Raw genomic sequence first — 23221 nt, 5'->3', positions numbered from 1 at the left:
GTCCTGCTACGGCTGGGCGTCCAGGCCCTCCGGGAGCCGGCCGGTGTGGAGCACCCCCAGGGTCTGGGTCGCGCGCGTCAGGGCCACGTAGAGGTCGCTGGGTTCGTGGTCGGCCGGTTCCACGACGATCACCGTGTCGAACTCCAGACCCTTGGCCTGCCGCGGAGCGAGCAGGACCACGGGGTGGGTGAGGTCGGGCTCCTCCCCCGCCCGTACGCCGGGCAGCGCGGCCGCCAGTTCCTCGTGCAGCGGGCGCGGGGCGATCACCGCGAGGCGGCCCTCGGCCGGCGCGCCCTCCCGTACCGCGTCGGCCACCGCCGCGGCCAGGTCGTCGGTCCGCTCCACCCAGGGCCTGCGCCCCGTGGAACGGACCGAGCTCGGCGGCTCGAAGCCCGGGTGGCGGGCCCGGAGCACGGCTGCCGCCAGTTCCATGATCTCGGCGGGCGTACGGTAGTTGACGCCGAGGCGCACGAGCTCCCAGCGGTCTTCCACGTAGGGCGCCAGGATCTGCCGCCAGGAACCGCAGCCGGCCTCGTCGCCGGTCTGGGCCGGGTCGCCCACCAGCGTCATGGAACGGGTCGGGCAGCGCCTCATGAGCAGGCGCCAGGCCATGGCGGACAGTTCCTGCGCCTCGTCCACGATGACGTGCCCGAAGGCCCAGGTGCGGTCGGCGGCGGCCCGTTCGGCCGCGCTGCGGTGGTCGGCCTCCTCCTGCCGCTCGGCCATCCGCTCGGCGTCGATGATGTCGTGGGCCGCGAGGAACTCGTTCTCCGCGTCCTCGAACTCGTACGACTCCGACCCGGCCGACAGGTCCAGCACGCCCTGCGCGTACGCGACGCGTTCGAGGCGCTCGCGCTCCTCGGCGGCGCGCAGCGCGGTGTCGTCGACTCCGAGCAGCTCGGCGGCCTCGTCGAGCAGCGGGACGTCGGCCGGGGTCCAGTCCGCGTCGCCCGTCGTCGTACGCCGGATCAGCCCGGCCTCCCGCTCGGGGAGGTGGGTGGGCTCGGCGAGGTAGTCGGAGATCAGCTGCCGAGGGGTGAGCGGGGGCCACAGCGTGTCGATGGCGGCGTGCACCTCGGCGCTGGTCGCGATCTCCTTGCCCAGCTGGGCGATGTCGTCGGGACCCAGCAGGTTGGGGCCGCCGTAGGGGTCGGCGCCGAGCCGGTCGGCGAGCTGTTCGGTGAGCGCGTCGATGATCCGGAAGGCGAAGTACGGGCGCGCCAGGTTGTGCGGCAGTCCGGTCGCGCGGGCCCGGTCCCGGGCCTCGTGGGCCATGGTCCGGTCGAGCAGCAGCGTCCCGTAGTCGTCGTGGTCGATTTCCAGGGCCGGTTCGGGGACCAGGTCGGCGTCCTCGCCGCTGCCCGCGGGCACGGTCTCCGGCAGCGCCTGCCGGTCGCTCACGACGCGGGCGAGGATCCCCGCCATCTCCGCGCGCCCCTTGACGGCGGCGGCGCCGGGGCGGTCCACGGCGCTCGCGCGCACGCCGGGGAACAGCTCGCCGGGGGTGGCGAGCAGCACCCCGGTCTCGCCGAGGGCCGGGAGGACCTCGCCGATGTAGCCGAGGAAGGCCGGGTTCGGCCCGACGATCAGTACGCCGCGCTTGGCGAGCAGCTCGCGGTGCGCGTAGAGCAGGTAGGCGGCCCGGTGCAGGGCCACGGCGGTCTTTCCGGTGCCCGGGCCGCCCTCCACCACCAGGATCCCGCGGTGGGTGGAGCGGATGATGCGGTCCTGCTCGGCCTGGATGGTCTGGACGATGTCGTGCATCCGGCCGGTCCGGGCGGCGTCGAGCGCGGAGAGCAGCACCGCGTCCGCGTCGGCCCCCTCGTGGCCGGTGCGCTCGGTGTCGGCGAGGTCGAGGATCTCGTCGTGCAGGGCCGTGACCTCGCGGCCCCGGGTGGTGATGTGGCGGCGCCGGCGCAGCCCCATGGGGGAATATCCGGTCGCGAGATAGAACGGCCGTGCGACGTCGGCCCGCCAATCGAGTACGAGGGGCGTGCGCTCCCCGTCGTCCTGCCTGATTCCAATGCGGCCGATGTGATGGTCCGAACCGTCGGAGAACTCCAGCCGGCCGAAACACAGACCGCTTTCGCCCGAGTTCAGAGCGGAAAGCAGACCGGACTGTTCAGCGACCACGACATCCCGCTCCAGGCGCGCCTGGAACCCGCTGCCGGCCTCGCCGAGCGCACCCTGCACGGCGCGTTCGGCCTGCACCCGCAGGTCGTCGAGGCGCGCGTAGAGATCCGTGATGAATTGCTGCTCATTCCGGAATTCTTCGGTTGACAATTCCACTCCTGACGCGGTACGGTGTCCTCATAAGCTTTTTCACGTCTTAGCTCTGCCTTGATGTGAAACATCAAATATACGCAGACAAACACCCCGGCCGTCAATCGGTCCGGGGTGTTTTTGCGTGGCCATGGGCTTTGTACGTGGCGCCGATGATCTGTGAACTGGATTTACTCGGTGCGCAGCATGCGGACCTTCTGGTCGGCCAGGTCGTAGCGTGCGACCGCCACGGCGAGCCGGCCGGTGGCTATCCTGCGGGCCAGGTCCGGCTCCGCCGCCAGCAGGCCCCGGGTCCGGCGCGCGTGGGCGTCGATGGTGGCGGCGACCCGGGCCTCACCGTGCTGGCCGTGGTCGATGGAAGGCCGAATCTGCTCGGCCAGGTACTGGATGTGGGCGGGCAGCTCGGTACCCGTCTCGTCGGCGTGGACCGCGGCGCCGACGGCCCCGCACGACTGGTGGGCGAGGACCAGGACCAGGGGGACGTCGAGCTCCAGCACCCCGTACGCGATGCTGCCGAGCACCGCCTCGTCGAGCACCTCGCCCGCCGCGCGGACGGTCAGCAGATCACCGAGCCCCTGGTCGAAGACGAGCTCCGGCGGTACCCGGGAATCGACGCAGCCCAGCACGATCGCGAACGGGTGCTGCTCCCGCGCGACCTGGAGGCGTACGGAACGCGACTCGTGCGGGTGCTGCTGGCGGTACGCCGCCCAGCGCCTGTTGCCGGCCGCCAGGCGCCACAGCGCCTCCTCCGGGGTCTGCGGACGGCCCCCGCCCAAGCCTTCGGCGGAGGCCTCGGAGGCGGAGGCCGGGAAGACGGAGCCGAGCCCGAGGACGGACCCGACGGACCCGACGGCCGCCGTGCCGGCCAGGGCGGAGCGCAGGAGGACGCGACGGCTGGGTGAACTGGCGGAAGGCGCCTGTGTGTTCGAGGACATTCGGGGACGCTAACCCCGCACCGGCACGCCGGGACCACCCCCGGACGGAATTGGCGGGTTCCTCCCGGAGCCCGGCTCGATCGGAACGACGGTGTTGTAGGGAACGCTTGCCGGCCGCCATGCCGACCGGCACGTTGCTCCAAACCCGGCGGTACCCGGATCCGCGTTCGCGGACGGTCCCGACCTGCGTCTGGACGCGCTCGGGCGGCCGACACGGCCCACCTCCTCGTGGCTCAGATGCCGGGGAGCCCGATCAGGGCCGCGCCCAGCCCGAGGGCGGCGCAGATGCCGAGGGTGCGCAGGATGCTCCAGCGGAGCTTGAAGATCAGCAGCGCCGCGATCACGGTGATGGCCAGGGCTGCGGGGCGCAGCGTGGTGAGGTCGGGCAGGGCGAGGTGCAGGGGGCCGAACGTCTTGTCGTCCACGTCAGTGAAGAGGGCGTGTTCGGCGAAGTAGAGGGCGAGGTTGGCGATGACGCCGACGACGGCGGCGGTGATGCCGGTCAGGGCGGCGGAGATCCTGCGGTTGCCGCGAAGGCGTTCGATGTAGGGGGCGCCGAGGAAGATGAACAGGAAGCACGGCACGAAGGTCACCCAGGTCGTGAGCAGGGCGCCGAGGAGGGCTGCGGCCCAGGGGTCGAGGCCGCCGGGGTCGCGGTAGGCGCCGAGGAACGCGACGAACTGAACGACCATGATCAGTGGGCCGGGAGTGGTCTCGGCCAGGGCGAGGCCGCTGACCATCTCCTTGGCGCTGAGCCAGCCGTAGGTCTGCACGGCCTGCTGCGCGACGAAGGCCAGGACCGCGTAGGCGCCGCCGAAGGTGACCAGCGCGGTGCCGGAGAAGAACAGTCCCTGGGTGGTGAACACGCTCCCGGTGCCGGTCAGCAGGGCGACGGCAGCCAGCGGGACGGCCCACAGCAGCAGGCCGGCTCCCAGGATGCGCCAGGTGCGGCGGCGGCTGGGCTGCTCGTGGTGGAGGGCGTCGTCCGGGATGAGCGGCGGCGGGCCGTCGTCGGCTCCGTGACCGGCCGGGGGCTTGAGGGCGTCGGGCTTGTAGCGGCCGATGAGCCAGCCGGCGAGGGCGGCCGCGGCGATGACGGCGGGGAACGGCACCGAGAACAGCGCCAGCGCCGCGAAGGAAACGGCGGCGAGGGCTATGAGGAGCGGGTGGCTCAGGGAGCGCTTGGCGACCCTCGAGACGGCCTGGACGACGATGGCGACGACCGCGGGCGCAAGACCGGCGAACACGCCGACGAGGGCCGCAGTCGAGCCGAAGGCGACGTAGAGCGCGGACAGGGCGAGCAGGGCCAGGACACCGGGCAGGACGAACAGGGTGCCGGCGATCAGGCCGCCGCGGGTGCCGTTGAGGAGCCAGCCGGTGTAGATGGCGAGCTGCTGGGCCTCTGGGCCGGGCAGGAGCATGCAGTAGCTCAGGGCGTGGTTGAACCGCTGCTGGCCGATCCAGCGTTTGTCCTCCACCAGGGACCGCTGCATCACCGCGATCTGACCGGCCGGGCCGCCGAAGGTCTGCCACGAGATCGCGAACCATGCCCGGGTCGCCTCCCGCAGCGGAATGACATCGCCACCGGCGGGGGCTTGATCGGCTGTACCCGGGGGGCTCGGGGGCTGGTCGGTGGTGGTCACCGGCACTCTCTTTCGTCCTGGCGAAGCCGTACGAGACGGCGGTGGACGGGACGGCCCGGGCGTACGCGACCGCGTACCTCCACCCCTCCCATTGCTGTGTAACCATGGTTACATCACGCGTCGGATCGCTGAAAGGGCAGGACTCGAGGGATGGACGTGAACAGCTCGTTGCAGCCTCGGACTGCGGCTGCGACTGCGACTGCGGCTGGGGCTGCGGCTAGGACTGCGGCCGCGGCAGACCGGCCGGGAAGCCGCGCGTGAACGGGCCCGAGCGGCAGTGGGCGCTGCTCTCCTACCGCCTGCCGCGCGAGCCCTCCACCCCGCGGATCACCGTCTGGCGCAAGCTCAAGCGCCTCGGAGCCGGACAGATCAGCGACGGCCTGGTCGCGCTGCCCGCAGGTGCCCGCACCCAGGAGCAGTTGGAGTGGATCGCCGAGGAGGTCACCGACTTCGGCGGCACTGCCACCGTGTGGATCGCCCACCCGGCCGCCGCCGGCCATGAACAGCAGCTCGTGGAGGACATGACCCGGGCCCGGGCCGCCGAGTACCAGCAGGTCCTCGCCCAGGCCGAAGACGCACGCGGCACGGACGAAGCCGAACGGCGGCGCACACTGGCCAAGCTGCGCGCCGAACTGCGGCGCATCCAGCGGCGCGACTACTTCCCCCCGCCCGGCCGCCATGCCGCCGAGAGCGCCGTCGAGGCCCTGCACCCCGCCAACACCACGGAAGAGAGCACCCCATGAAGTGGGCCACCCGCGCCGGCATCCACATCGACCGCGCCGCCTGCGCCTGGCTGATCGGCCGCTTCATCGACCCCGAAGCCGAGTTCGTCTTCGTCACCGACCCCGCCCAGGTCCCCGCCGACGCCACCCCCTTCGACATGCGCGGCGCCGAACTCGGCCACCACCACGGCGACTGCAGCTTCGAGACCGTCCTGCGCGTCCACCGCCTCACCGACGACCCCGCCCTGCAACGCATCGCGCAGATCGTCCACGAAGCCGACATCGACGACGAGCGCTTCCACGCCCCCGAAGCCCCCGGCCTCGACGTCGTCCTGCGGGGCCTGTCCATCACCGGCGACGACACCCACACCATGGCCATCGCCAACCCAGTCTTCGACGGGCTCTACGCGTACTACCAGCGCGCCGCGACCCTGGGCCACGAACCCGCCTGACACGACCAAGACCCTGCTGTTCACGCCCGACGGAGCGCGGCGCGGCCCGCGTAGCGCGCCGAGGTGCCCAGCTCCTCCTCGATCCGGATCAGCTGGTTGTACTTGGCCGTCCGGTCGGAGCGGGAGAGCGAGCCGGTCTTGATCTGACCGCAGCCGGTCGCCACCGCCAGATCCGCGATGGTGGTGTCCTCCGTCTCGCCCGAGCGGTGCGACATGACGGCCGTCCAGCCCGCCTCATGGGCCGTGGCGACGGCGGCCAGTGCCTCGGTCAGGGTGCCGATCTGGTTGACCTTGATCAGGATCGAGTTGCCGGCGCCGGTGGCGATGCCCTCGCGCAGCAGCGTCTCGCTGGTGCAGAACAGGTCGTCACCGGTGAGCTGGCAGCGGTCGCCGACGCGGGCGGTCAGCTCGCGCCAGCCCTCCCAGTCGTTCTCCGCCATCGGGTCCTCGATGGAGAGGATCGGGTAGGCGTCGATCAGCTTGACCAGGTAGTCGACGTTCTCCGAGGGGGTGCGCCGCACCCCTTCGCCGGCGTAGTCGTAGACCCCGTCACGGAAGAACTCGGAGGACGCGGGGTCCATGATCAGGCCGATGTCGGTGCCGGGGCGGTAGCCGGTGCGCTCGATGGCGGCCATCACGAAGTCGAGGGCCTCCTCGGCGGTCCGCAGCGCGGGCGCGAAGCCGCCCTCGTCGCCGACGCCGGTGGAGTGTCCGGCGGCCAGCAGGTCGCGGCGCAGGGTGTGGAAGACCTCGCTGCCCATCCGGACGGCTTCGGCGAAGGTGTCCGCACCCACGGGCGCGATCATGAACTCCTGGAAGTCCAGCGGATTGTCGGCGTGGGCTCCGCCGTTGACGATGTTCATCATCGGCAGCGGCAGGAGGTGGGCGTCGGCGCCACCGAGGTAGCGGTAGAGGGGCTGGCGGTGGGCCGCCGCGGAGGCCTTGGCGACGGCGAGGGAGACACCGAGGATCGCGTTGGCGCCGAGCCGGGACTTCGTGGCGGTGCCGTCGAGGGCGACCAGGGCGGCGTCGAGGCCGGCCTGGTCCGCCGCGTCCCGACCGCGCACGGACGCCGCGATCTCCCCGTTGGCGTGGGCCACGGCTTGGTCGACGCCCTTGCCGTGCCAGCGCGTCGAGTCCCCGTCGCGCAGCTCCACGGCCTCCCGGGCGCCGGTGGAGGCGCCCGAGGGGACGGCCGCGCGTCCCAGGGACCCGTCCGCCAGGACGACGTCGACCTCGACCGTGGGGTTGCCCCGGCTGTCGATGATCCGGCGGGCGGTGACGGTCTCGATGGTGACGTCGACGCTTCCGACTGTCTGTGCGGACATGGTGGTTCCTCCCCGTCTGCGCGTGTCGTGGCCCCGGCTGCGACGGCGCTGACGCTGAGCCCGACAAGGCAAAACCCTACAGCAATGCTGTTCAGTTACGCTGAACAGCATGGCTGCGCAGCACGACTGTGCAGGTCAGGTGCACAGCAACGCTGTGCAGCGGGGTAAAGTGCGGCATGCCCACCTCGGAAGCCGCCGCCCTTGCCGCAGAACTGCGCACCGCAATGGGCAAGCTCACCCGGCGCGTCAAACACGAGGACCGCATCCCGCTCGGCCAGGTCGCCGTCCTCGGCACGCTCGACCGCGACGGCGCCATGACCACCAGCGACCTCGCCGCCGACCAGCGCGTACGCCCCCAGTCGATGGCCCGCGCCGTGGGACTCCTCATGGAGCAGAACCTGATCACGCGTCGCGCGCACCCCACGGACGGCCGCAAGTCGCTGGTCGAACTGTCGGACGCGGGCCGGGCCGCACTCGAAGCGGAGCGCGGCCGCAGGGCAGGCTGGCTCGCGCAGGCCATCGAAGCCGAACTCACCGATGAGGAGCGGTCGGTGCTGGCGCACAGCGCCGCCCTGCTGGAGCGGCTCGCCACGCGCTAGGGCCTGTCGGGCCTTGGTCAGATCGTGACCGGGCCGTGGGCGGTGGCGAACTCGACCGAGACCAGGCCCGGTTCCTCATCCTCGACCCAGGTGACGTCGATCTGGTCGAGGGGGTGGTCGGCCGGTTCGCCGAGGAATTCGGCGATGGAGGCGGCGTCGCCGGCGATGGAGACCCCGTGGATGGTGGTGGAGGTGCGCGGGTCGGCGCTCGGGCGCTCCTCCGTGGGGACCAACCACTGGAGGAAGTAGGGCAGTTGCGGCTCCTCCAGCAGTTCCAGCAGGCCGATCTGCTTCCACCTCAGGTCGAACCCGTCGGGGCGGACACGGTGGCCCTCGGCCGAGGCGCGGCCGAGGCGGGCCTCGACCGGGGCGATGTCGTCGACGGAGACCACCCAACCGAGCCAGCCGCCGCCCTCGGCGGCGCGGCGCGCGACCGCCCGGCCGAAGGGTGCGCGGTCGGCGGCGGGGTGGTCGAGTGTGGTGACGACCTCGACGTAGGTGCCGCCGCTCAGCGGGAGAATGAAATTGCGGGTGCCGAATCGCGGGTGCACGCCCCCGTCGACGAACCCGGCGCCGAGGGCCGATCCGATCCACTGGACGGTCGAGACGAAGCTGTCGCGGGCCACCGCATAGGACACGTGATCAAGTAGCACTGCGCCATCATCACCCGACAACCCGCACAAATCCCGACGCCACGCCCACCGCCCCGGCCGCGTCCACCGTGGATTCAGCCGTGGAGCGGATCGATCATCGCCATCCCGGCGGGCGAGGCCCAGTCGAGCCGCTGCTGCGGCGAGCCTCGACCTCGAGCAGGGGCCAGGGCCGTAGCGGTCACTATGCTGCTGGAATGAGCGAACAGGCGTCCGAACCGCTGACCCTCGAAGCCGCCCGGGACCTTCAGAACGCGCTCCGAGCCGAGATCGCCCCTGGCCTCAGCGAGCGGGAACTCGACGCGGTCGAGGCGCGGTTCGGCTTCGCCTTCTCGGCTGACCACAGGTTTTTCCTTGCCGCCGGGCTCCCGCACGGGTCGCGAAGCTGGCCCGACTGGCGGGGCGGCGACCCCGAGGACCTCGCCAGGCGACTTTCGCAACCGATCGAGGGCGTGCTCTTCGACGTGGAGCACAACCGCTTCTGGCACCCGGCCTGGAGTCCGAGGCCGGCAGGGACATCCGACGCGCTGCAGATCGCACGGTCCGAGCTGGCGGCCGTCCCGCAGCTGGTCCCCGTCTACGGCCACCGCTACCTGCCCGGCACGGCAGGCGAATGCGGCCACCCCGTGCTGTCCGTCCACCAGACCGACATCATCATCTACGGGAACGACCTCGCCGACTACGTCCGAAACGAGTTCATCGGCCGGGCGAGCAGCCTTCCCGCCCGCTCGACCGTCGATTTCTGGTCGTACTTCGTCCACGGCGGTCCCGGCACCGACGTCGCCCTGCCCACCCCGCACACCCCCTACGCCGTCACCGCGGCGGAGGCCGTCGAATACCTGCGGATGCTGGCACTGGAGCGCCTGATCGGCCGACAGCACTACCCGCACCAGCTGATCGAGGCAGGGCTCACAGCACTGGTCCTCGACGTCGGGACGGAGTCGCTACCGCTGCTCGCCGGCCTGTCACGCGCCGAGCATGAGAGCGCCGACGTGCTCTTCGACCAGGTACTGGCCGAGCTGGATCTGCCCGGGGGCCTTCCCGCCGATGACACCGATGTTCCCTGGGAGGCGGCACGCTGGGAACTCGTGCGCTGGTGGCTCCGACTGATCGTGAACGGGAGCCTGGCCCCCGCGGCCGGCGGCGACCTGATCACGTACGAGGGCTGGGGCGCACTGGCCCGGCCTCGGTCACTTCGGCCGCTGGTCGACAAGGTCGACGCGTACAACGACTGGGAGGCCGTCCGGCGGCCCAGCACACGTGAGCCACTGGCCGGAGCGATCGTCGCGGAGGCCGAGCGTCTGCTCGCCGGTCCCTGGCCACCGCTGGACTGAGCACCCTGACAGCAGGGCACTCGCCCGATAAGGCCCGCCGGGGTCCTGGCCTCGGGGCCAGGAGCGAGGCCGGGTGTACGGCGCCGGGGCCGAAGCGCCGGCCGACCCGGTCGATGACCGGTTCCAGCGCGCGGGCGTTCTCCGTGGGCCGGTCGAAGGTCAGTTGCTCCGAAGCGCCGGCCGAGCCGGTCAGCTCGCCGACCCGGGCGGTCACTGCCCGCACGCGCGCCCGTTGCAGCCCGAGTGCGGAGAACAGTCCGTACAACGTCTGCTGGAGGGAGGGCGTGTGCGCGGTGGGCTCGCGCAGCGTACGCGACCGCGTGCTGGTAGACCGGTCGGCGTAGGTGACCTGCAGCTCGACCGTCCGGGCGACCTGTCCCGCGATCCGGAGCCGCGCCCCGAGGTCCGTGGCCGCGCCGAGCAGGGCGCGGCGGATCTCGGCCGGGTCGAGGACGTCCCGTTCGAAGCGCCGGGCGCTGGTGATGGCGGCGGGAGGTCCGCCCGGGCTGACGGTGCGGCGGTCGATCCCCCGGGCCCGCTCGTGCAGGAGGCGGCCGGTGGAAGCGCCGGCGATCCGCTGCACCGTGGTCAGCGGAAGGGCGGCCAGATCACCGATCGTCTCGATTCCGTACCGGAGCAGCGAGCGCTCCAGGACGGACCCGACCCCGGGCAGTGCCCGCACCCGGCAGCCGTGCAGGAACCGCTCCTGTTCGGCCGGGTCGTCGGGCAGCACCCGGACGGTGCCGGGCGGGGCGGTGTCGGCGGCAAGGGTGGCGAGGAGACGGTTCGGGCCGATCCCGCCCGTGCTGACCAGTCCGTACCGGGCTGCGAGCCGGGTCTGGAGCCGGTCCGCGAGCTCTGCGGGAGACTGACCGAAGTACCGCGTGGCACCGGCCAGGTCCAACAGCGCGCCGTCCGGGGGGAGCGCCTGGACGACGGGGGTGATGTCGCCGAGCACCGTGAACAGTTCGCGGTAGGTCTCGAAGCCGGCACGGTGGAAGCGCAGGTGAACAGTCGCCGCCCTGGTACTGGTACTGGTACTGGTGCTCGTACTGGTCATCCGGCGCTCCCCTGACTGGCGTGCCACAGCCTCCCGGCACCGCCGCCGCCCTGTCCGCCGGGAGCCGGCAGGGCTGCCGAAACGGCGTCGCCGTCGGAGCACGGGGGCTCGCCGGCGAGCAGCGTACGGACGGCCGCGGGACCGCCGTCCCGGTGGGTGTCGGCGATGTCCTGGAGGTTCCAGGCGTGGGTGCCGATGACGGAGACGGACTTGCCGCGGCGGGAGACGGTGCCGCGCGCGAGGAGCAGGAAGTGGTGGAAGAGCGGGTAGGCGGCCTGCTCGTGGGTGTCGTCGAAGAAGGTCAGGTCGATCTGACCGGCCGGGCTGCCGTCGTCCAGGGAGACGAAGATGGTGCGCCGTCCGGAGCGCATGGGCGGGGTCTGGATGGCTACCTTCGCGCCGGCCACCAGCACGGTCTCGCCGGATGGCTGGTCCTTCAGCCGATGGGAGGGGGTGACTCCGAGCTCGGCCAGCAGGGGGTGCAGCGGTTCCATCAGGTGCCGGGAGGCGTCCATGCCGATGACCTCCAGCTCGGCGTCCAGTTCCTCGCTCGGCGTCATCACCGGCAGACCGCTCGGCCCGGGGTACGAGCCTGCGCCGGCCGGGGTGAGGGTGAGCTGACCGGCTCCGGGGGAGGTCCGCTGGTGGCGGTGGAGCTCCTCGATCTGCAGGAGCAGGTCACGGCGACCGGCTCCGGGGGCGAGGGTGGCGAAGGCGCCGATCCGCGCGAGGCGATCGGCCACCGGGTGGGCGGGCCGGGCGCGGGCCCAGAAGTCGGCGAGGTCCGTGTACGGACGGCCCCCTTCGATCCGGGCGGCCTGCTCCTCGGTGATGCCCTGGACGTCGGCCAGCGATAGCCGCAGGCCCAGCCTGCCGTCCGGGAGCCGCTCGGTGCGGTAGCTGGTGGCGGAGTACTGGACATCGAGCGGCAGGATCGGCACGCCGCGGCGCCGGGCGTCGGACAGCACCAGCCGCTTCGGGTACATGCCGGGGTCGTGTTCCAGCAGCCCGGCGTAGAACGGCGCCGCGTAGTGCGCCTTCAGCCAGGCCGACTGCAGGGTGGGCAGCGCGAAGGCCGTCGCGTGCGCCTTCGCGAAGCCGTAGGCCCCCATGTTCTCCAGCATCCGCCACACCGCGTCGATCACCTCCGGCCGGTAGCCGGCCGCGGTGGCGCTCTGCCGGTACCAGGTCTGGAGCTTCGCCAGGCGCTCCGGCTGGGCCAGGGCACGGCGCGCCTCCTCCCCCATGGCCAGGTCGCTCCGGGTCATGGTGGCGAACAGGCCCGCCACCTGCTCGTTGTAGATGACCACCCCGTAGGTGGAGCTCAGCCACCGCTCCAGGTCCGGGTGGGGGTAGGTGACGGGCTTCTTGCCGTGCCGGCCGAGGAGGAACGGGCGGATCATGTCCGCCTGGACCGGGCCCGGGCGGAACAACGAGATCTCGGCGACCAGGTCGGCGAAGGTCTCCGGCTGGAGCCGGCCGAGGAGGTCCTTCTGGCCGGGCGACTCGAGCTGGAAGACGCCCAGCGACTCTCCTTCGCGCAGCAGCTCGTAGGCGGCCGGGTCGCTCAGCGGCACCTGGGTGCGGTCGTCCAGGTCGATGCGCTCGCCGGTGGTGCGTTCGATCTCGCGGACCGCGTACGCCATCGAGCTCTGCATGCGTACGCCCAGGACGTCGAGCTTCAGCAGGCCGAGGCCGTCTTTTTCGACGTCTTCCTTGTCGAAGACGGTGGCGGGGAAGCCTTCGGTGGCGGTGGGGACGACGGGAGTGCGCCCCAGCAGGGTGGCGTCGGAGAGGATGACGCCGCAGGGGTGCATCGCGGTGCCGCGCGGGAGCGCGTCGAGGCCTTCGACGAGGTCCCACAGCCGCCCGTAGCGCTCCGCGTGGGCCGCGACCTGCCGCAGCTCCGGGAGTTCGCGCAGTGCGGTGCGGGCCTGGCGGGCGGGGATGTGCGGGAACGCCTTGGCGAGGCGGCCGACTTCGTCCGGGGGCAGGCCGAGGGCCAGCCCGGCGTCGCGGATCGCCCACCGCACCCGGTAGGTCTCCGGCATGCTGAGGGTGCAGACCCGCTCGGTGCCGAACCGGTCCATGATCCGGCGGTAGACGTCCAGGCGGCGGGCCGATTCCACGTCGATGTCGATGTCCGGCAGCGTGCCGCGGCGCAGGTTGACGAACCGCTCCATCAGCAGCCCGTGCTCCAGCGGGTTGGCGAAGGAGATGCCGAGCAGGTGCACCACCAGGGAACCGGCGCCGGAGCCCCGGGCCTGCACCCGGATGCCCATCTCCCGGATGTCGTCGACGACTTGGGCCACGGTCAGGGCGTACGAGGGCCAGCCGAGCGTGTTCAGCACCCGCAGCTCCTCCTCCAGGCGGGTCCGCATGGTGGCGGAGCGGTCGTAGCCGTGGCGGATCATCGCCGCCTCACAGCGTTCGCGCAGGGTCCGGGCGGACGTGCCGGGGGCCAGCCCGATGACGTGTTCCTCCGGGAAGTGGACCCGGCCGATCCCGAGGTCGGCGTACGGGTCGAGGCGGCACTCGGAGGCGGTGCGGGTGGTGGTGGCCAGCAGGTGTGCGGCCCCGCCGTTCTCCTGTCCGGCCGCCCGGGCGACTTGCTCGGCGAGCTCGCCCATCTCGGTGGCGCTCTTCAGCGACCGCTCGCCGTTGCAGGTGTGGCCGGGCCGGATGGGGGTGAGCAGGCGGGCCGAGTCCAGTACGTCGGCGACCGGCGCCTGCTCCCGGGTCGCGTAGCGGACCGCGTTGGTCAGGACGGCGAGCAGGTCGAGGTCGGCGGCCAGTCCGAGCGTGCGGGCGGCCAGCCGGAGCGAGCCGGACCCCGTGCCGGTGCGGCGGTGGTGCACGGCTTCCAGTCGCAGGTGCGGCCCGAACGCCTCCCGCCACGGTGCGAGCAGCTCGGCCGCCCGGTCCGGGCGGCCGTCGGCGAGCGCCCGTACCGGCTCGGACGCCGGTCCCAGCAGTACGGTCAGCCCTTCGGCGTGCTGCTGGACCGCGGGCCAGGGGACGATCGGCTGCCCGCCGCCGGCCTGCTGCCGGGCGGCCCAGGCGGCGGTGATCAGCGCGCACAGGTTGGCCCAGCCGGCGCCGTCGCGCGCCAGCAGGGTGACCCGGGGCGCGGAGTCGGCGACGAAGGCGCCGCCCCGGGCCGGAACACGGCCCTTCGACGGCGCCCGGCCGGCCGGGTCGAGGGGCGGGACCGCGAGGTCCGCACCGAACAGTGGCCGGATCCCGGCCTTCGCACAGGCCTGCGCGAACCGGACGGCCCCGGCCACCGTGTCCCGGTCGGTCAGCGCCAGCTCTCGCAGGCCCTGCTCCGCCGCCCGCTCGACCAGCCGGCCGGGCAGCGCCGCGCCGTAACGCACCGAGTATCCGGAGGCGACATGCAGGTGCGCGAACATCGCGTCACCACCTCCAGCTCCTGGTCAGCCCCCGATCGTCGACACCCGACTCCCCGTCCGGTCTCTCCAGCGTAGACGGTATTCGATAGTCTGTTCGACATGCACGTCAAGGCATTACCCCAGGTGGAGTAGGCATCACAGACCGTTCCCGCCTGTTCCGCTTCCTGCTGCCTCCGGGTGCGTGCGGCGCCCAGGACGGGAATGCCGTCACGCCCGTGCCGCGGCCGGTGACCCGGCCGGTACCGCGAGGACGAGGGCGAGCACCGCGTCTCCCGCCTGCCACGCCATTGCGCGGCGCCGTCCGCCGAGGACGGGCGGCCACAGGGCCAGGATCGCGATGCCCCGCGCGGCGGTCCCGAAGACACCGGTCCGGTCGGCCTTGACCGCCGCTTCCTTCAGCGCCCAGGCACCGGCCAGCGCGTCGGGCCGGTCCGTACCGACGAGGGAGAGTTCCCCGGGGGAGAGCACGTGGTCCGCGACCCGCCGTACCGCGGCTGCCGAGGAGATCTCGCACAGGTCCACTCCGACCGGCTGCGGTGCGAGGGCCGCGGCGACGTGGTGGGCGGTGTGACTGATGGAGACGTGCAGGGCGGGCACCGGGCTGCCGTCGACGAGGAGGCGGGGGCTGCCGTCGTCGCGCGGGAGGATCTCCACGTCGGCCGCCGGGGCGGCGAGGAACTCGCCGACCAGGCGCTTGGCGAGGAGCCGTCCCGCCGCCCACTCGGCCTGCCGCCAGGCCGGCAGCGCCCGGACCACCTGCCGCTCGGCCGGTGAGAGGGGCGCGAGGGGCACAGCCCGGTGGAGGTCGGGGCGCCGGGCCACGAGGACCCCGGCCCCGCCCCATCGGCGGACCTGTCCCGGCACGGTCGGCGGGAAGACGGTGTGCACGGCGGCGGGGGTCACGCGGCGGCGGCGGGGGCGTCGGTGGCCGTGTCCGCGTCCACGTCCGTGTCCGCATCCAGCTGCCGCAGTGCGCGCTCCAGCACGGTCACGGCCTGCCGGATCTGGTCGGGCATGTGGTCACAGGTGATGAAGAAGCGCAGCCGGGCCATTTCCTCCGGTACGGCCGGGTACAGGATGGGGTTGACGCTGATGCCCTCCTGGAAGAGGGCCTCCGCGAGCTTCAGGGTCTTCAGCGAGTCCCCGACGATGCAGGGGACGACCGGTGTGTCGTGGCTGTCCCCGACGTCGATCCCCGCCTCGCGCGCCAGGCGGACGAACAGCGAGGCGTTGGACGCGAGACGCGTGACGCGCTGCGGCTCGGCACGCAGCAAGCGCAGGGCCGTCAGCGAGGCGGCGGTGTCGGCCGGGGTCATGCCGGCGCTGTAGACGAAGCCCGGCACGGTGTAGCGCAGGTAGTCGACGACCGCGCGGCCCCCGGCGACGTAACCGCCGCAGCCGGCCAGTGCCTTGGACAACGTGCCCGACCACAGATCGACGTCCGAGCGCTCGATGCCGTGGTACTCGCCGATGCCCCCGCCCGTCGTGCCGATGGTGCCGATGCTGTGGGCCTCGTCGATCATCAGCAGTGCGCCGTGGCGGCGCTTGACCTCGACGAGGGCGGGCAGGTCGGCGATGTCGCCGTCCATGCTGTAGACGCCCTCGATGACGATGAGCACCCGCCGGTACTGGTCGCGGACCTGGCCGAGTACGGCGTCGAGTGCGGCGGCGTCGTCGTGGGGGAAGGGCCGCCGGGTCGCGCCGGAGAGCTTGCAGCCCTGCAGGATGCTGTCGTGGGCGAGGGAGTCGTGCAGAACGAGGTCCCCGGGGCCGACGAGGTGCCCGATCACGGTGACGTTGGTGGCGTGCCCGTTGGCCAGGGTGAGCGCGGATTCGCATCCGAGCCGGTCGGCGAGTTCCGCTTCGAGTTCCAGGTGGAGCGGACGGCTGCCGGACAGCAGCCGGCTGGCGGACACCGACGTGCCGTAGCGCTCGACCGCCTCCTTGGCGGCCGCCTTCACCTTCGGGTCAGTCGCCATGCCCAGGTAGTTGTAGCTGGAGAAGGAGACGAGTTCCCGGCCGTCGACGACCGTCGTGTCCGACATGCCGCCCTCGTGGACGAGGAAGTACGGATTGGCGAGCCCCAGCCCGGCGAGCATGCCGATCCGCTCACCGTGGGCGGCCACCTCCGGGAAGCAGTCGATCCGCGTGTGCTCCTCCGGCGCGGCCGGGTCGTCCGTCCGCTGGTCCGCGGGCGTCGGGACCACGCGCAGGCCGGGGAGGTCCGCGGCCGCGGGCGGGTCGGGGGCGGCCGTGACCGGCGGCGTGTCGGCTGACGTCTCGGGCGGGGGCCCGTCACCCTGTCCGGCGCGCTGCCCCGGGACGGCGGTCGCCGCCGTGGCGTCCGGGGAGCCGCCCGTGATCAGCGCGGCGAGCCGGGCGACGGTCGGCCGGTCGGCGGCCCGCTCGTCGAAGGTCCACTGCGGCCACTGCCGGTTGAGGGAGGTCAACAGGTCGGTCAGCATCAGCGAGTCGAAGCCGAGGTCGTCGATCAGCAGCTGGTCGTTGCTCAGCTGTTCCACCGGGAAGGCGCTGATCCGGGCCACCTGCGCCAGCACGGCTGCGGTGACCTCGCCGGTCACCTCGCCGGCCGCCGCGCGCGGGGCGGGCGGAGCGGGCGCAGCGGCGGGGGCCGCGGACTCCTCGGGGGCCGCGGCAGCGGGCGCGGCCGGGGCGGTGGGCACCGGCGTGGGGAGCGTCCCCGTGAGGCGGGCGAGCAGCTCCGCCTGCTGCTGGACCAGCTGGAGCAGTTCGTTCATCGGGGTGTTCGCCGGGTCGTACGTCGGGGCGTTCATCGAGGTCTCCTCGGGCTGTGCGGGCTGGGCCTGTACGGGCTCGACGGAGCGCACGGGCTGCGGCGGGAGAGAGGCGGCGGCGGGGTCCCGCCGCATGGCGCGTCTGGCCGGCACCCAGTAGGACTGGGTGGCGAGCCCGGCCACCGGCAGGTCCAGCAGCCGGCGGTCCTCCTCGGCGATCAGGGCGCGCGGGTCGACCGGGACGCCCAGGACCGCGAGCCGGGCGAGGGCCAGGGCGAAGGTGCGCCCGCCGTCGGCCGGCCCCTCGACGGGGACGACATGGACGTCGTCGTGGCCGGTGAGGTTGCGGCGGACCGAGGTGAGGAGCGAGCTGCCGCCCGTCACCTGGAGGAAGACGCGGGCCCCCTGGTCGTAGGCGGTGCGGACCGCGTCGCCGAAGAGGACCGGCGCGGACGCGTGACGGGTCCACAGCTCGCGCAGCCGGCCGGGGTCGGTGCAGACCTCGGCGTTCACGGACGAGACGAACGGCAGGACGGGGGCCGCGATCGGGCGGGCGGCGAGACCCGCGCGGATGGTGTCCTCGACGGCGGCCAGGTGCGGCGAGTGGAAGGCGTTGGACACGTCGAGCGCCGCCGTGACGACCCCGGCTTCCGCGCAGGCCTCGCGCAGGGCGGCGAGCCCGTCCGGGGTGCCGCTGACCACGATCTGCCGCGGCTGGTTGAAGCAGGCGAGCCACACGCCGTCGATCCCGTTCGTGAGCCGGCGGCAGGTCTCCTCGTCGGTCTGCACGGCGAGCATCCCGCCCGCGAAGCGGGACTCCGCCTGCCGGAGGGTCGCGCCCCGGTGGACCAGCAGCCGGACCGTGTCCACGTTGGTGAGCGCTCCGGCGGCCGCGGCCGCGGCGAACTCCCCGGCGCTGTGCCCGAGGGCGAGGTCGGGACGGATGCCGCAGTCGGCGAGGACGCGGGTGGCGGCGATCTGGACGGTACCGAGCAGCGGCTGGCACACATCGGTGGCGGCGAGCCGCTTCCTGAGCTCCTCGGTGTCGCCGTGGGACCGGGCCTCCTCGCCGTACAGCAGGCCGGAGAGGTCGAAGCCGACGTCCCCGCGGGCCACGGCGTCGAGGACGGCAACGGCCGACCGGAAGGCGGGGAACCGCTCGTGGAGGTCCCGCATCATGCCCGGGCTCTGGCTGCCCTGACCGGGGAAGAGGAAGGCCACGCGGCGCTGCGCGGCCGGCAGGGGGGCGTCGGCGGCGAAGGCGCCGTCGCCGAGGTCGCCCCGGGCGCCGGCCAGGAGCTGCTCACGGGCGTGGCGCAGCCGCTCGACGAACGCGTCCGTGCCGGTGGCCACGATCGCGAGCCGGGCCGTCAGCGGTTCCCGGGAGCCGAGGGTGTGGGCCACGGCGGCCAGCGGGGCGCGGTCCGCCGTGTCGAGTGTGTCGAGTACCTCGAGTACGTCTCCGATGTGCCGGTCCAGCAGTTCGGCGTTGCCGGCCGAGAGGAGGACGAGGTGGGGTCCGGTGTCTTCGGTGCGGTCCGGGAGGTGACCGGGGGCCGTGTCGGGCTGCCGCTCCTCCAGCACGACGTGGACGTTCGTGCCTCCGAAGCCGAACGAACTGACGGCGGCCCGTCGCGGGGTGCCGGCGGTGTCCGGAAAGGGCAGTGCGGTGGCGGCGAAGCGCAGGCCGGCGGCGGAGATGCCCAGGTCCGGGTGGGGGGTGGTCTCCGGCTGCGGCACGATCGTGCGGTGGTGGACGACCAGGGCCGTCTTGATCAGTCCCGCGATGCCCGCCGCGGCCAGGGAGTGCCCGATGAGGGCCTTGCCCGCGCCGAGGTAGCACAGGGCGGGGTCGTCGTCCGGGTACTCGGTGCGCAGTCGGCGCAGGGCCTCGGACTCGGCCCGGTCGCCGGCCGCGGTGCCGGTGCCGTGGGCCTCCAGGAAGCCCACGGAGGAGGGCGCGACGCCCGCGTCCTCGTAGGCCCGGCGCATGGCGCGCAGCTGGCCTTCGGAGGTGGGGACCAGCGGTCCGGGGGACGCGCCGTCGTTGGCCGAGCCGATGCCCTTGATCACCGCGTATACGCGGTCGCCTTCGGCCAGCGCGTCGGCCAGCGGCCGTATGACGACGACGCCGGCGCCTTCCCCGAGGACGAAGCCGTCGGCGCCCTCGTCGAACGGGCGGCACACCCCGGCGGCGGACAGGGCGCGGAGTCTGGAGAAGCCGACCAGGCTGTCGGGGGTGAGGTTGAGGTACACGCCGCCGACGAGGGCGGTCCGGCACCTGCCGGACCGCACCTGGGCGATCGCCTGGTCGAGGGCGACCAGCGAACCGGAGCAGGCGGCGTCGACGGCGAAGCTGGGACCGCCGAGGTCGAAGTGGCGGCTGACGGTCCCGGCCGCCATGTTGAGGAGGCTCCCCGGCAGGGTGAAGGCGTCGATGGTGCCGAGCTGCCGCGCCCGCTCCTTGGCGGCGTCGGCGTCCGCGTCCGCGGGGACGGCAGCGCCGTCCGCCGCATGCGCGTCCTCGGCCAGGGTGATGGCCCGGAGGGGGGCCGCCATGAGGTCCTTGTAGTCGGACACCGATATTCCGAAGAACACCCCGGTGTTCTCGCGGTCGAAGTCGCCGCGGCCCAGCCCCGCGTCGGCGAGCGCCTCGCGGCTGACGTCGAGCATCAGCCGGTGCTGCGGGTCCATGGCCCGGGCGCGAGCGGGAGGTACGCCGTAGTGCGCCGCGTCGAAGCGGTCCAGGTCCTCCAGGAAGGCGACCTGGTCGGTGTACGAGGCGTTGGGGGCCGACCGGTTGCCCGGCTCGTGGAAGGTCCCGTGGTTCCAGCGTTCCCCCGGGACGGCGGAGAACTGACGCTCCGCGCTCATCAGGAGCTTCCAGTAGGTGCGGATGTCGGGGGCGCCCGGAAAGCGGCAGCCGAGTCCGACGATGGCGATGTCAGTCATGGGTCTTCCTTGTCGTAGCGCCCTGGACGGAAGGCGGCCGGGGCTGGGCGGTGCTGGAGGGTCGGGATGATCGGGATGGTCGGGATGGAGCGGGGCTGGACCGGATGGGAGAGGGGGGAGCGCCTGGTGGTCAGCGGCGCGCGTGGGCGTGGGTACGGACGACGGTGCGGATCGGGGAGCAACGGCCCGGGGCGCACCGTCTCGCGGTGGCCGGTGGCGGCCGGGGTGCCGGCTGCGGCACTTTGGGCTTCAGCGCCTTCGGTGCCCACCAGTTCAGGCCGCCCGCCAGGCGCATGAGCGCCGGTACGAGGACGCCCCGCACGAGCGTGGCGTCGAGGAGGACGCCCAGACCTGCGCCGATGCCGAAGAACTGCAGGAGGGAGACCTGGGAGGTGCCGAAGCTCAGGAGGGTGAACGCGAGCAGGGCGCCGGCTGTGCTGACGATGCCTCCCGTCCGGGCGATGCCCGTGACGATCGAGTCGGTGTCGTCCTCCCCGGCGTCGCGCGCTTCCTTGATCCGGGCCAGGACGAACACCTCGTAGTCCACCGAGAGTCCGAAGACGATGCAGAACAGCAGCACCGGCATGGTCGTGCTGAGCGGTCCGGGCGTGAAGCCGAGCAGGCCGCTCAGATGGCCCGTCTGGAAGATCCACACCATTGCTCCCAGGACGGCCGTCAGGCTCAGGGCGTTCAGCGCGATGGCCTTGAGCGGCAGGAGCAGGCTCCGCGTGAAGCCGAAGAGCAGCACGAACGTGGTGACGGTGATCAGGGCGAGCGCCAGCGGAATCCGGTCCCCCACCGTGTCCTTGGCGTCGACCAGTACCGCGCTCGGTCCGCCGACCAGGACCTCCGTGCCCGCCGGGGCGGGGATGTCGCGGACGTCGTGCACGAGCTGCTGGGCCTCCCGCGAACGGGGGTCGACCCGCGGCACCACGGAGAGCTGGGCCGGACCGTCGCCCTCGGACCCGGCGACCGGGGAAACCTGTGCGACCGCGGCGACCTGGGCCACCTGGGGAAGCGCGGACAGCCTGCGGACGTAGTCCTCCCGCGCAGACCGGGGCGCCGTGCCCGTCACGGAGACGGTGAGCGCGTCGGCGCCCTTCACGTCGAACGCGTCGCGCACCAGGTCGCCCGTCTGCCGGCCGGCCGCGCTCGTCGGTAGCGCCCGGTCGTCGGGGGTGGCGAAACCGGCGTGCGCGAACGGCGCGGCGAGGACCACCAGCAGGCCGATCACCGGCAGCGCCGCGAGCAGCGGGCGGCGTACGACGATCCGCGCCAGCCCCTCCCAGAAGCGCGATCCGGAGCCCGTACGGGCCCGGCGGCGCCACGGCACGGGCCAGGCGTTCACGTGCTTGCCGAGCAGCGCGAGCAGAGCGGGCAGGACGGTCACGGCGCTCACGGCGGCGATGGCCACCACGGCGATGCCCGCGTAGGCGAAGGAGCGCAGGAAGTACGGCGGGAACACCAGCAGCGTCGCGAGCGCGGCGGAGACCGTCGCGGCACTGAAGGCGATCGTGTAGCCGGCGGTGCGCACGGTCCGGATGGCGGCCGTCCGCGGCAGGTAGCCGGCGGCGAGCTCCTCGCGGAACCGCGAGACGATCAGCAGCCCGTAGTCGATGCCCAGCCCCAGGCCGAGCGCCGTGGTGAGGTTCAGTGCGAACACGGACACGTCGGTGACGGAGCCGAGGACGCTCAGGACCAGCAGGGTCCCGGCGATGGCGAGGATTCCGATCAGCAGCGGCAGCGCGGCGGCCACGACGCTGCCGAACGCCAGGACCAGCAGGATCAGGGTGCCCGGCAGCACGACGGCCTCGGCCCGCTTCAGGTCGGACTCCGCGATGTCCTGGAGCTCGGCGTCGGTGAGCGCCGACCCTCCCACGTGCACGGTCAGGGCCGCGTCGGGAGACCCGTGGGCGCCGGGGGCGGTCAGTTCCTCGCTCAGCCGCTCGACCCGCGCACCGAGCTGTTCGCCCTCGCCGTCCACGTGCGCGACCAGCATGGCCGCGTCGCCGTCCCGGCTGCGCAGCTCCGCCGCGCCGCCGGTCCAGTACGAGGCCACGGCGCTCACGTGCGGCTGGGCGGCGAGGCGGCGGGTCAGGTCCTCGCCCTCGCTCCGGGCCGCCGGGCCGTCGACGGAACCGTCGCGGGCCTGTGCGACGACGACCAGGTTGGGGGAGGCCCCCAGGCGCTCGGCGGCCACGAGGGCGGCGCGGCTGGACTGGGACCGGGGATCGTCGTACCCCTGCGTCTTCAGCCGGCCGGTGGCCTGCGCACCGAACACGACGGACAGCGCGAGGAACACGAGGGCGGCGAAGAGGACGAGTCCGGGACGGCGGGTCACGAAGACGCCTGCGCGACGGGACATCGGGGTCTCCGATCCGGGTGGCGGATCGTCCTGCTCTGGTGCAGGACGATGGATCTCCACCGTGCCCCGGTCGGGGACGGGGCCGTAGCCCCGGCTATTCGTTACTTGACAGGAGTCCTCCGTACGTCGTCACCGTCGCGCGATGTCGTCACCGTCGCGCGCCTGTGGGAGTCAGCCCCGCAGGGTGGCGATGGCCTTCTCGATGCGCCGTTGGCGCGTCTCGGGCATCTTCGCGCTCTCGATGGCCCGCACGTGCTCGCGCTTGCGGCTGTCCGTGAGGTTGTCGTAGGCGGCGCGGGCGGCCGGGTCGTCGTCCAGGGCCTGGGCGAAGTCCGCGGGCTCGACGGCGACGCGCGGCTCGGTGTCGAGCTCCAGCTCGACCTCGATCTCCTCGCCGATCTCGACTTCCGAGGCCCGCCGGTTGGCATGGCTGAGGCCGATCAAGTGGCGGCCGCGCAGGAAGGCGACCCGGCTCCTCCAGGAATGCCCGTTGATCGTGATCGTCACCGGCGGCCGCGAACCCTCGCCGAGCGCTGCCACCACCTCGGGCGGAACCAGCAGCCCCCGCATGGGCTCAGGTGGCTCAACGACGGACTGAAACTTCAAGATCTTCTCCTGTTCGTTCTGCCGTTCCCCGCGGATCCCGCCCGCCCGGCTCCGATCGCCGCTCCCGCTTCCCGCGGGCGTCTCACAGCCGTCCGGGACGGCAGCGGCACGCTCCCCGCGCCC

At 72.9% G+C, this 23221-nt stretch carries 14 protein-coding genes and 1 pseudogene; 4 read left to right on the top strand and 11 right to left on the bottom strand.

Annotation, left to right across the window (positions count from 1 at the left end):
* Window positions 1–6: 6 nt before the first annotated feature.
* The 3 genes from AC3IYI_RS37280 to chrA all read right to left on the bottom strand — a co-directional run bounded on the left by AC3IYI_RS37280 (window position 7) and on the right by chrA (window position 4861).
* Entirely contained in the window at window positions 7–2283 is a 2277-nt protein-coding gene (locus AC3IYI_RS37280; protein ID WP_489407847.1) for a HelD family protein, read from the bottom strand.
* Window positions 2284–2453: 170 nt separating this feature from the next.
* Window positions 2454–3218 carry a carbonic anhydrase gene (locus AC3IYI_RS37275; RefSeq protein WP_489407846.1) on the bottom strand — a complete coding sequence of 255 codons (765 nt, stop codon included), beginning with the start codon at window positions 3216–3218 and terminating at the stop codon, window positions 2454–2456.
* A gap of 233 nt (window positions 3219–3451) precedes the next feature.
* Window positions 3452–4861 (bottom strand): chromate efflux transporter, encoded by a 1410-nt coding sequence (chrA, locus tag AC3IYI_RS37270; RefSeq protein ID WP_489407845.1) that lies wholly within the window; start codon window positions 4859–4861, stop codon window positions 3452–3454.
* Window positions 4862–5118: 257 nt separating this feature from the next.
* On the opposite strand from chrA, the gene AC3IYI_RS37265 reads away from it, so the two are divergent.
* On the top strand, window positions 5119–5604 hold the full coding sequence (locus AC3IYI_RS37265; protein WP_489407844.1) for a Chromate resistance protein ChrB: 486 nt from the start codon (window positions 5119–5121) through the stop codon (window positions 5602–5604).
* Window positions 5601–6035, top strand: a complete 435-nt coding sequence (locus tag AC3IYI_RS37260; protein ID WP_489407843.1) for a chromate resistance protein ChrB domain-containing protein — start codon at window positions 5601–5603, stop codon at window positions 6033–6035. Before AC3IYI_RS37265 ends, AC3IYI_RS37260 begins: the two co-directional genes overlap by 4 nt.
* 20 nt (window positions 6036–6055) lie before the next feature.
* Here AC3IYI_RS37260 and eno read toward each other — a convergent pair whose 3' ends face one another.
* Window positions 6056–7363, bottom strand: coding sequence for a phosphopyruvate hydratase (gene eno, locus AC3IYI_RS37255; RefSeq protein ID WP_489407842.1), 1308 nt, complete (start codon window positions 7361–7363; stop codon window positions 6056–6058).
* A gap of 176 nt (window positions 7364–7539) precedes the next feature.
* Here eno and AC3IYI_RS37250 point away from each other — a divergent pair, with 176 nt between their 5' ends.
* On the top strand, window positions 7540–7962 hold the full coding sequence (locus AC3IYI_RS37250) for a MarR family winged helix-turn-helix transcriptional regulator (RefSeq protein WP_489407841.1): 423 nt from the start codon (window positions 7540–7542) through the stop codon (window positions 7960–7962).
* Between the two features lie 17 nt (window positions 7963–7979).
* Here the strand turns inward: AC3IYI_RS37250 and AC3IYI_RS37245 are convergent, their stop codons facing one another.
* Complete coding sequence (locus AC3IYI_RS37245) at window positions 7980–8615, bottom strand: VOC family protein (RefSeq protein ID WP_489407840.1); 636 nt, start codon at window positions 8613–8615, stop codon at window positions 7980–7982.
* A 194-nt stretch (window positions 8616–8809) separates the two neighbouring features.
* On the opposite strand from AC3IYI_RS37245, the gene AC3IYI_RS37240 reads away from it, so the two are divergent.
* The gene (locus tag AC3IYI_RS37240; RefSeq protein WP_489407839.1) at window positions 8810–9946 is read left to right on the top strand and encodes an SMI1/KNR4 family protein; all 1137 of its coding nucleotides are present in this window, start codon (window positions 8810–8812) and stop codon (window positions 9944–9946) included.
* Window positions 9947–10166: 220 nt separating this feature from the next.
* Here AC3IYI_RS37240 and AC3IYI_RS37235 read toward each other — a convergent pair.
* From AC3IYI_RS37235 to AC3IYI_RS37210, 6 genes and pseudogenes are all read right to left on the bottom strand, one after another.
* Window positions 10167–11006, bottom strand: a pseudogene (locus AC3IYI_RS37235) (DNA polymerase Y family protein); the annotation flags it as partial.
* The gene (locus tag AC3IYI_RS37230) at window positions 11003–14419 is read right to left on the bottom strand and encodes a DNA polymerase III subunit alpha (RefSeq protein ID WP_489407838.1); all 3417 of its coding nucleotides are present in this window, start codon (window positions 14417–14419) and stop codon (window positions 11003–11005) included. The gene AC3IYI_RS37230 and the pseudogene AC3IYI_RS37235, both read right to left, overlap by 4 nt.
* 207 nt (window positions 14420–14626) lie before the next feature.
* Window positions 14627–15322 carry a 4'-phosphopantetheinyl transferase family protein gene (locus tag AC3IYI_RS37225; protein ID WP_489407837.1) on the bottom strand — a complete coding sequence of 232 codons (696 nt, stop codon included), beginning with the start codon at window positions 15320–15322 and terminating at the stop codon, window positions 14627–14629.
* Window positions 15319–20127, bottom strand: coding sequence for an aminotransferase class I/II-fold pyridoxal phosphate-dependent enzyme (locus AC3IYI_RS37220; protein WP_489407836.1), 4809 nt, complete (start codon window positions 20125–20127; stop codon window positions 15319–15321). Before AC3IYI_RS37220 ends, AC3IYI_RS37225 begins: the two co-directional genes overlap by 4 nt.
* 130 nt (window positions 20128–20257) lie before the next feature.
* Window positions 20258–22492 (bottom strand): MMPL family transporter, encoded by a 2235-nt coding sequence (locus AC3IYI_RS37215; RefSeq protein WP_489407835.1) that lies wholly within the window; start codon window positions 22490–22492, stop codon window positions 20258–20260.
* Between the two features lie 171 nt (window positions 22493–22663).
* A complete protein-coding gene (locus tag AC3IYI_RS37210; protein WP_489407834.1) occupies window positions 22664–23098 on the bottom strand; it encodes a YdeI/OmpD-associated family protein in 435 nt (144 codons plus the stop codon).
* Window positions 23099–23221: the final 123 nt, after the last annotated feature.

The organism is Streptomyces sp. GL_148 (genome assembly GCF_057834205.1).
The sequence above is the reverse complement of the archived record's forward strand: the minus strand, read 5'-3'. Positions and strand labels throughout refer to the sequence as shown.

Excerpts from the sequence above, each read along its gene's own strand:
- AC3IYI_RS37260 (WP_489407843.1), top strand. The coding sequence starts at position 5,601 with ATGAAGTGGGCCACCCGCGCCGGCATCCACATCGACCGCGCCGCCTGC.
- eno (WP_489407842.1), bottom strand. The coding sequence starts at position 7,363 with ATGTCCGCACAGACAGTCGGAAGCGTCGACGTCACCATCGAGACCGTC.
- AC3IYI_RS37230 (WP_489407838.1), bottom strand. The coding sequence starts at position 14,419 with ATGTTCGCGCACCTGCATGTCGCCTCCGGATACTCGGTGCGTTACGGC.
- AC3IYI_RS37215 (WP_489407835.1), bottom strand. The coding sequence starts at position 22,492 with ATGTCCCGTCGCGCAGGCGTCTTCGTGACCCGCCGTCCCGGACTCGTC.
- AC3IYI_RS37240 (WP_489407839.1), top strand. The coding sequence starts at position 8,810 with ATGAGCGAACAGGCGTCCGAACCGCTGACCCTCGAAGCCGCCCGGGAC.
- AC3IYI_RS37275 (WP_489407846.1), bottom strand. The coding sequence starts at position 3,218 with ATGTCCTCGAACACACAGGCGCCTTCCGCCAGTTCACCCAGCCGTCGC.
- AC3IYI_RS37220 (WP_489407836.1), bottom strand. The coding sequence starts at position 20,127 with ATGACTGACATCGCCATCGTCGGACTCGGCTGCCGCTTTCCGGGCGCC.
- AC3IYI_RS37250 (WP_489407841.1), top strand. The coding sequence starts at position 7,540 with ATGCCCACCTCGGAAGCCGCCGCCCTTGCCGCAGAACTGCGCACCGCA.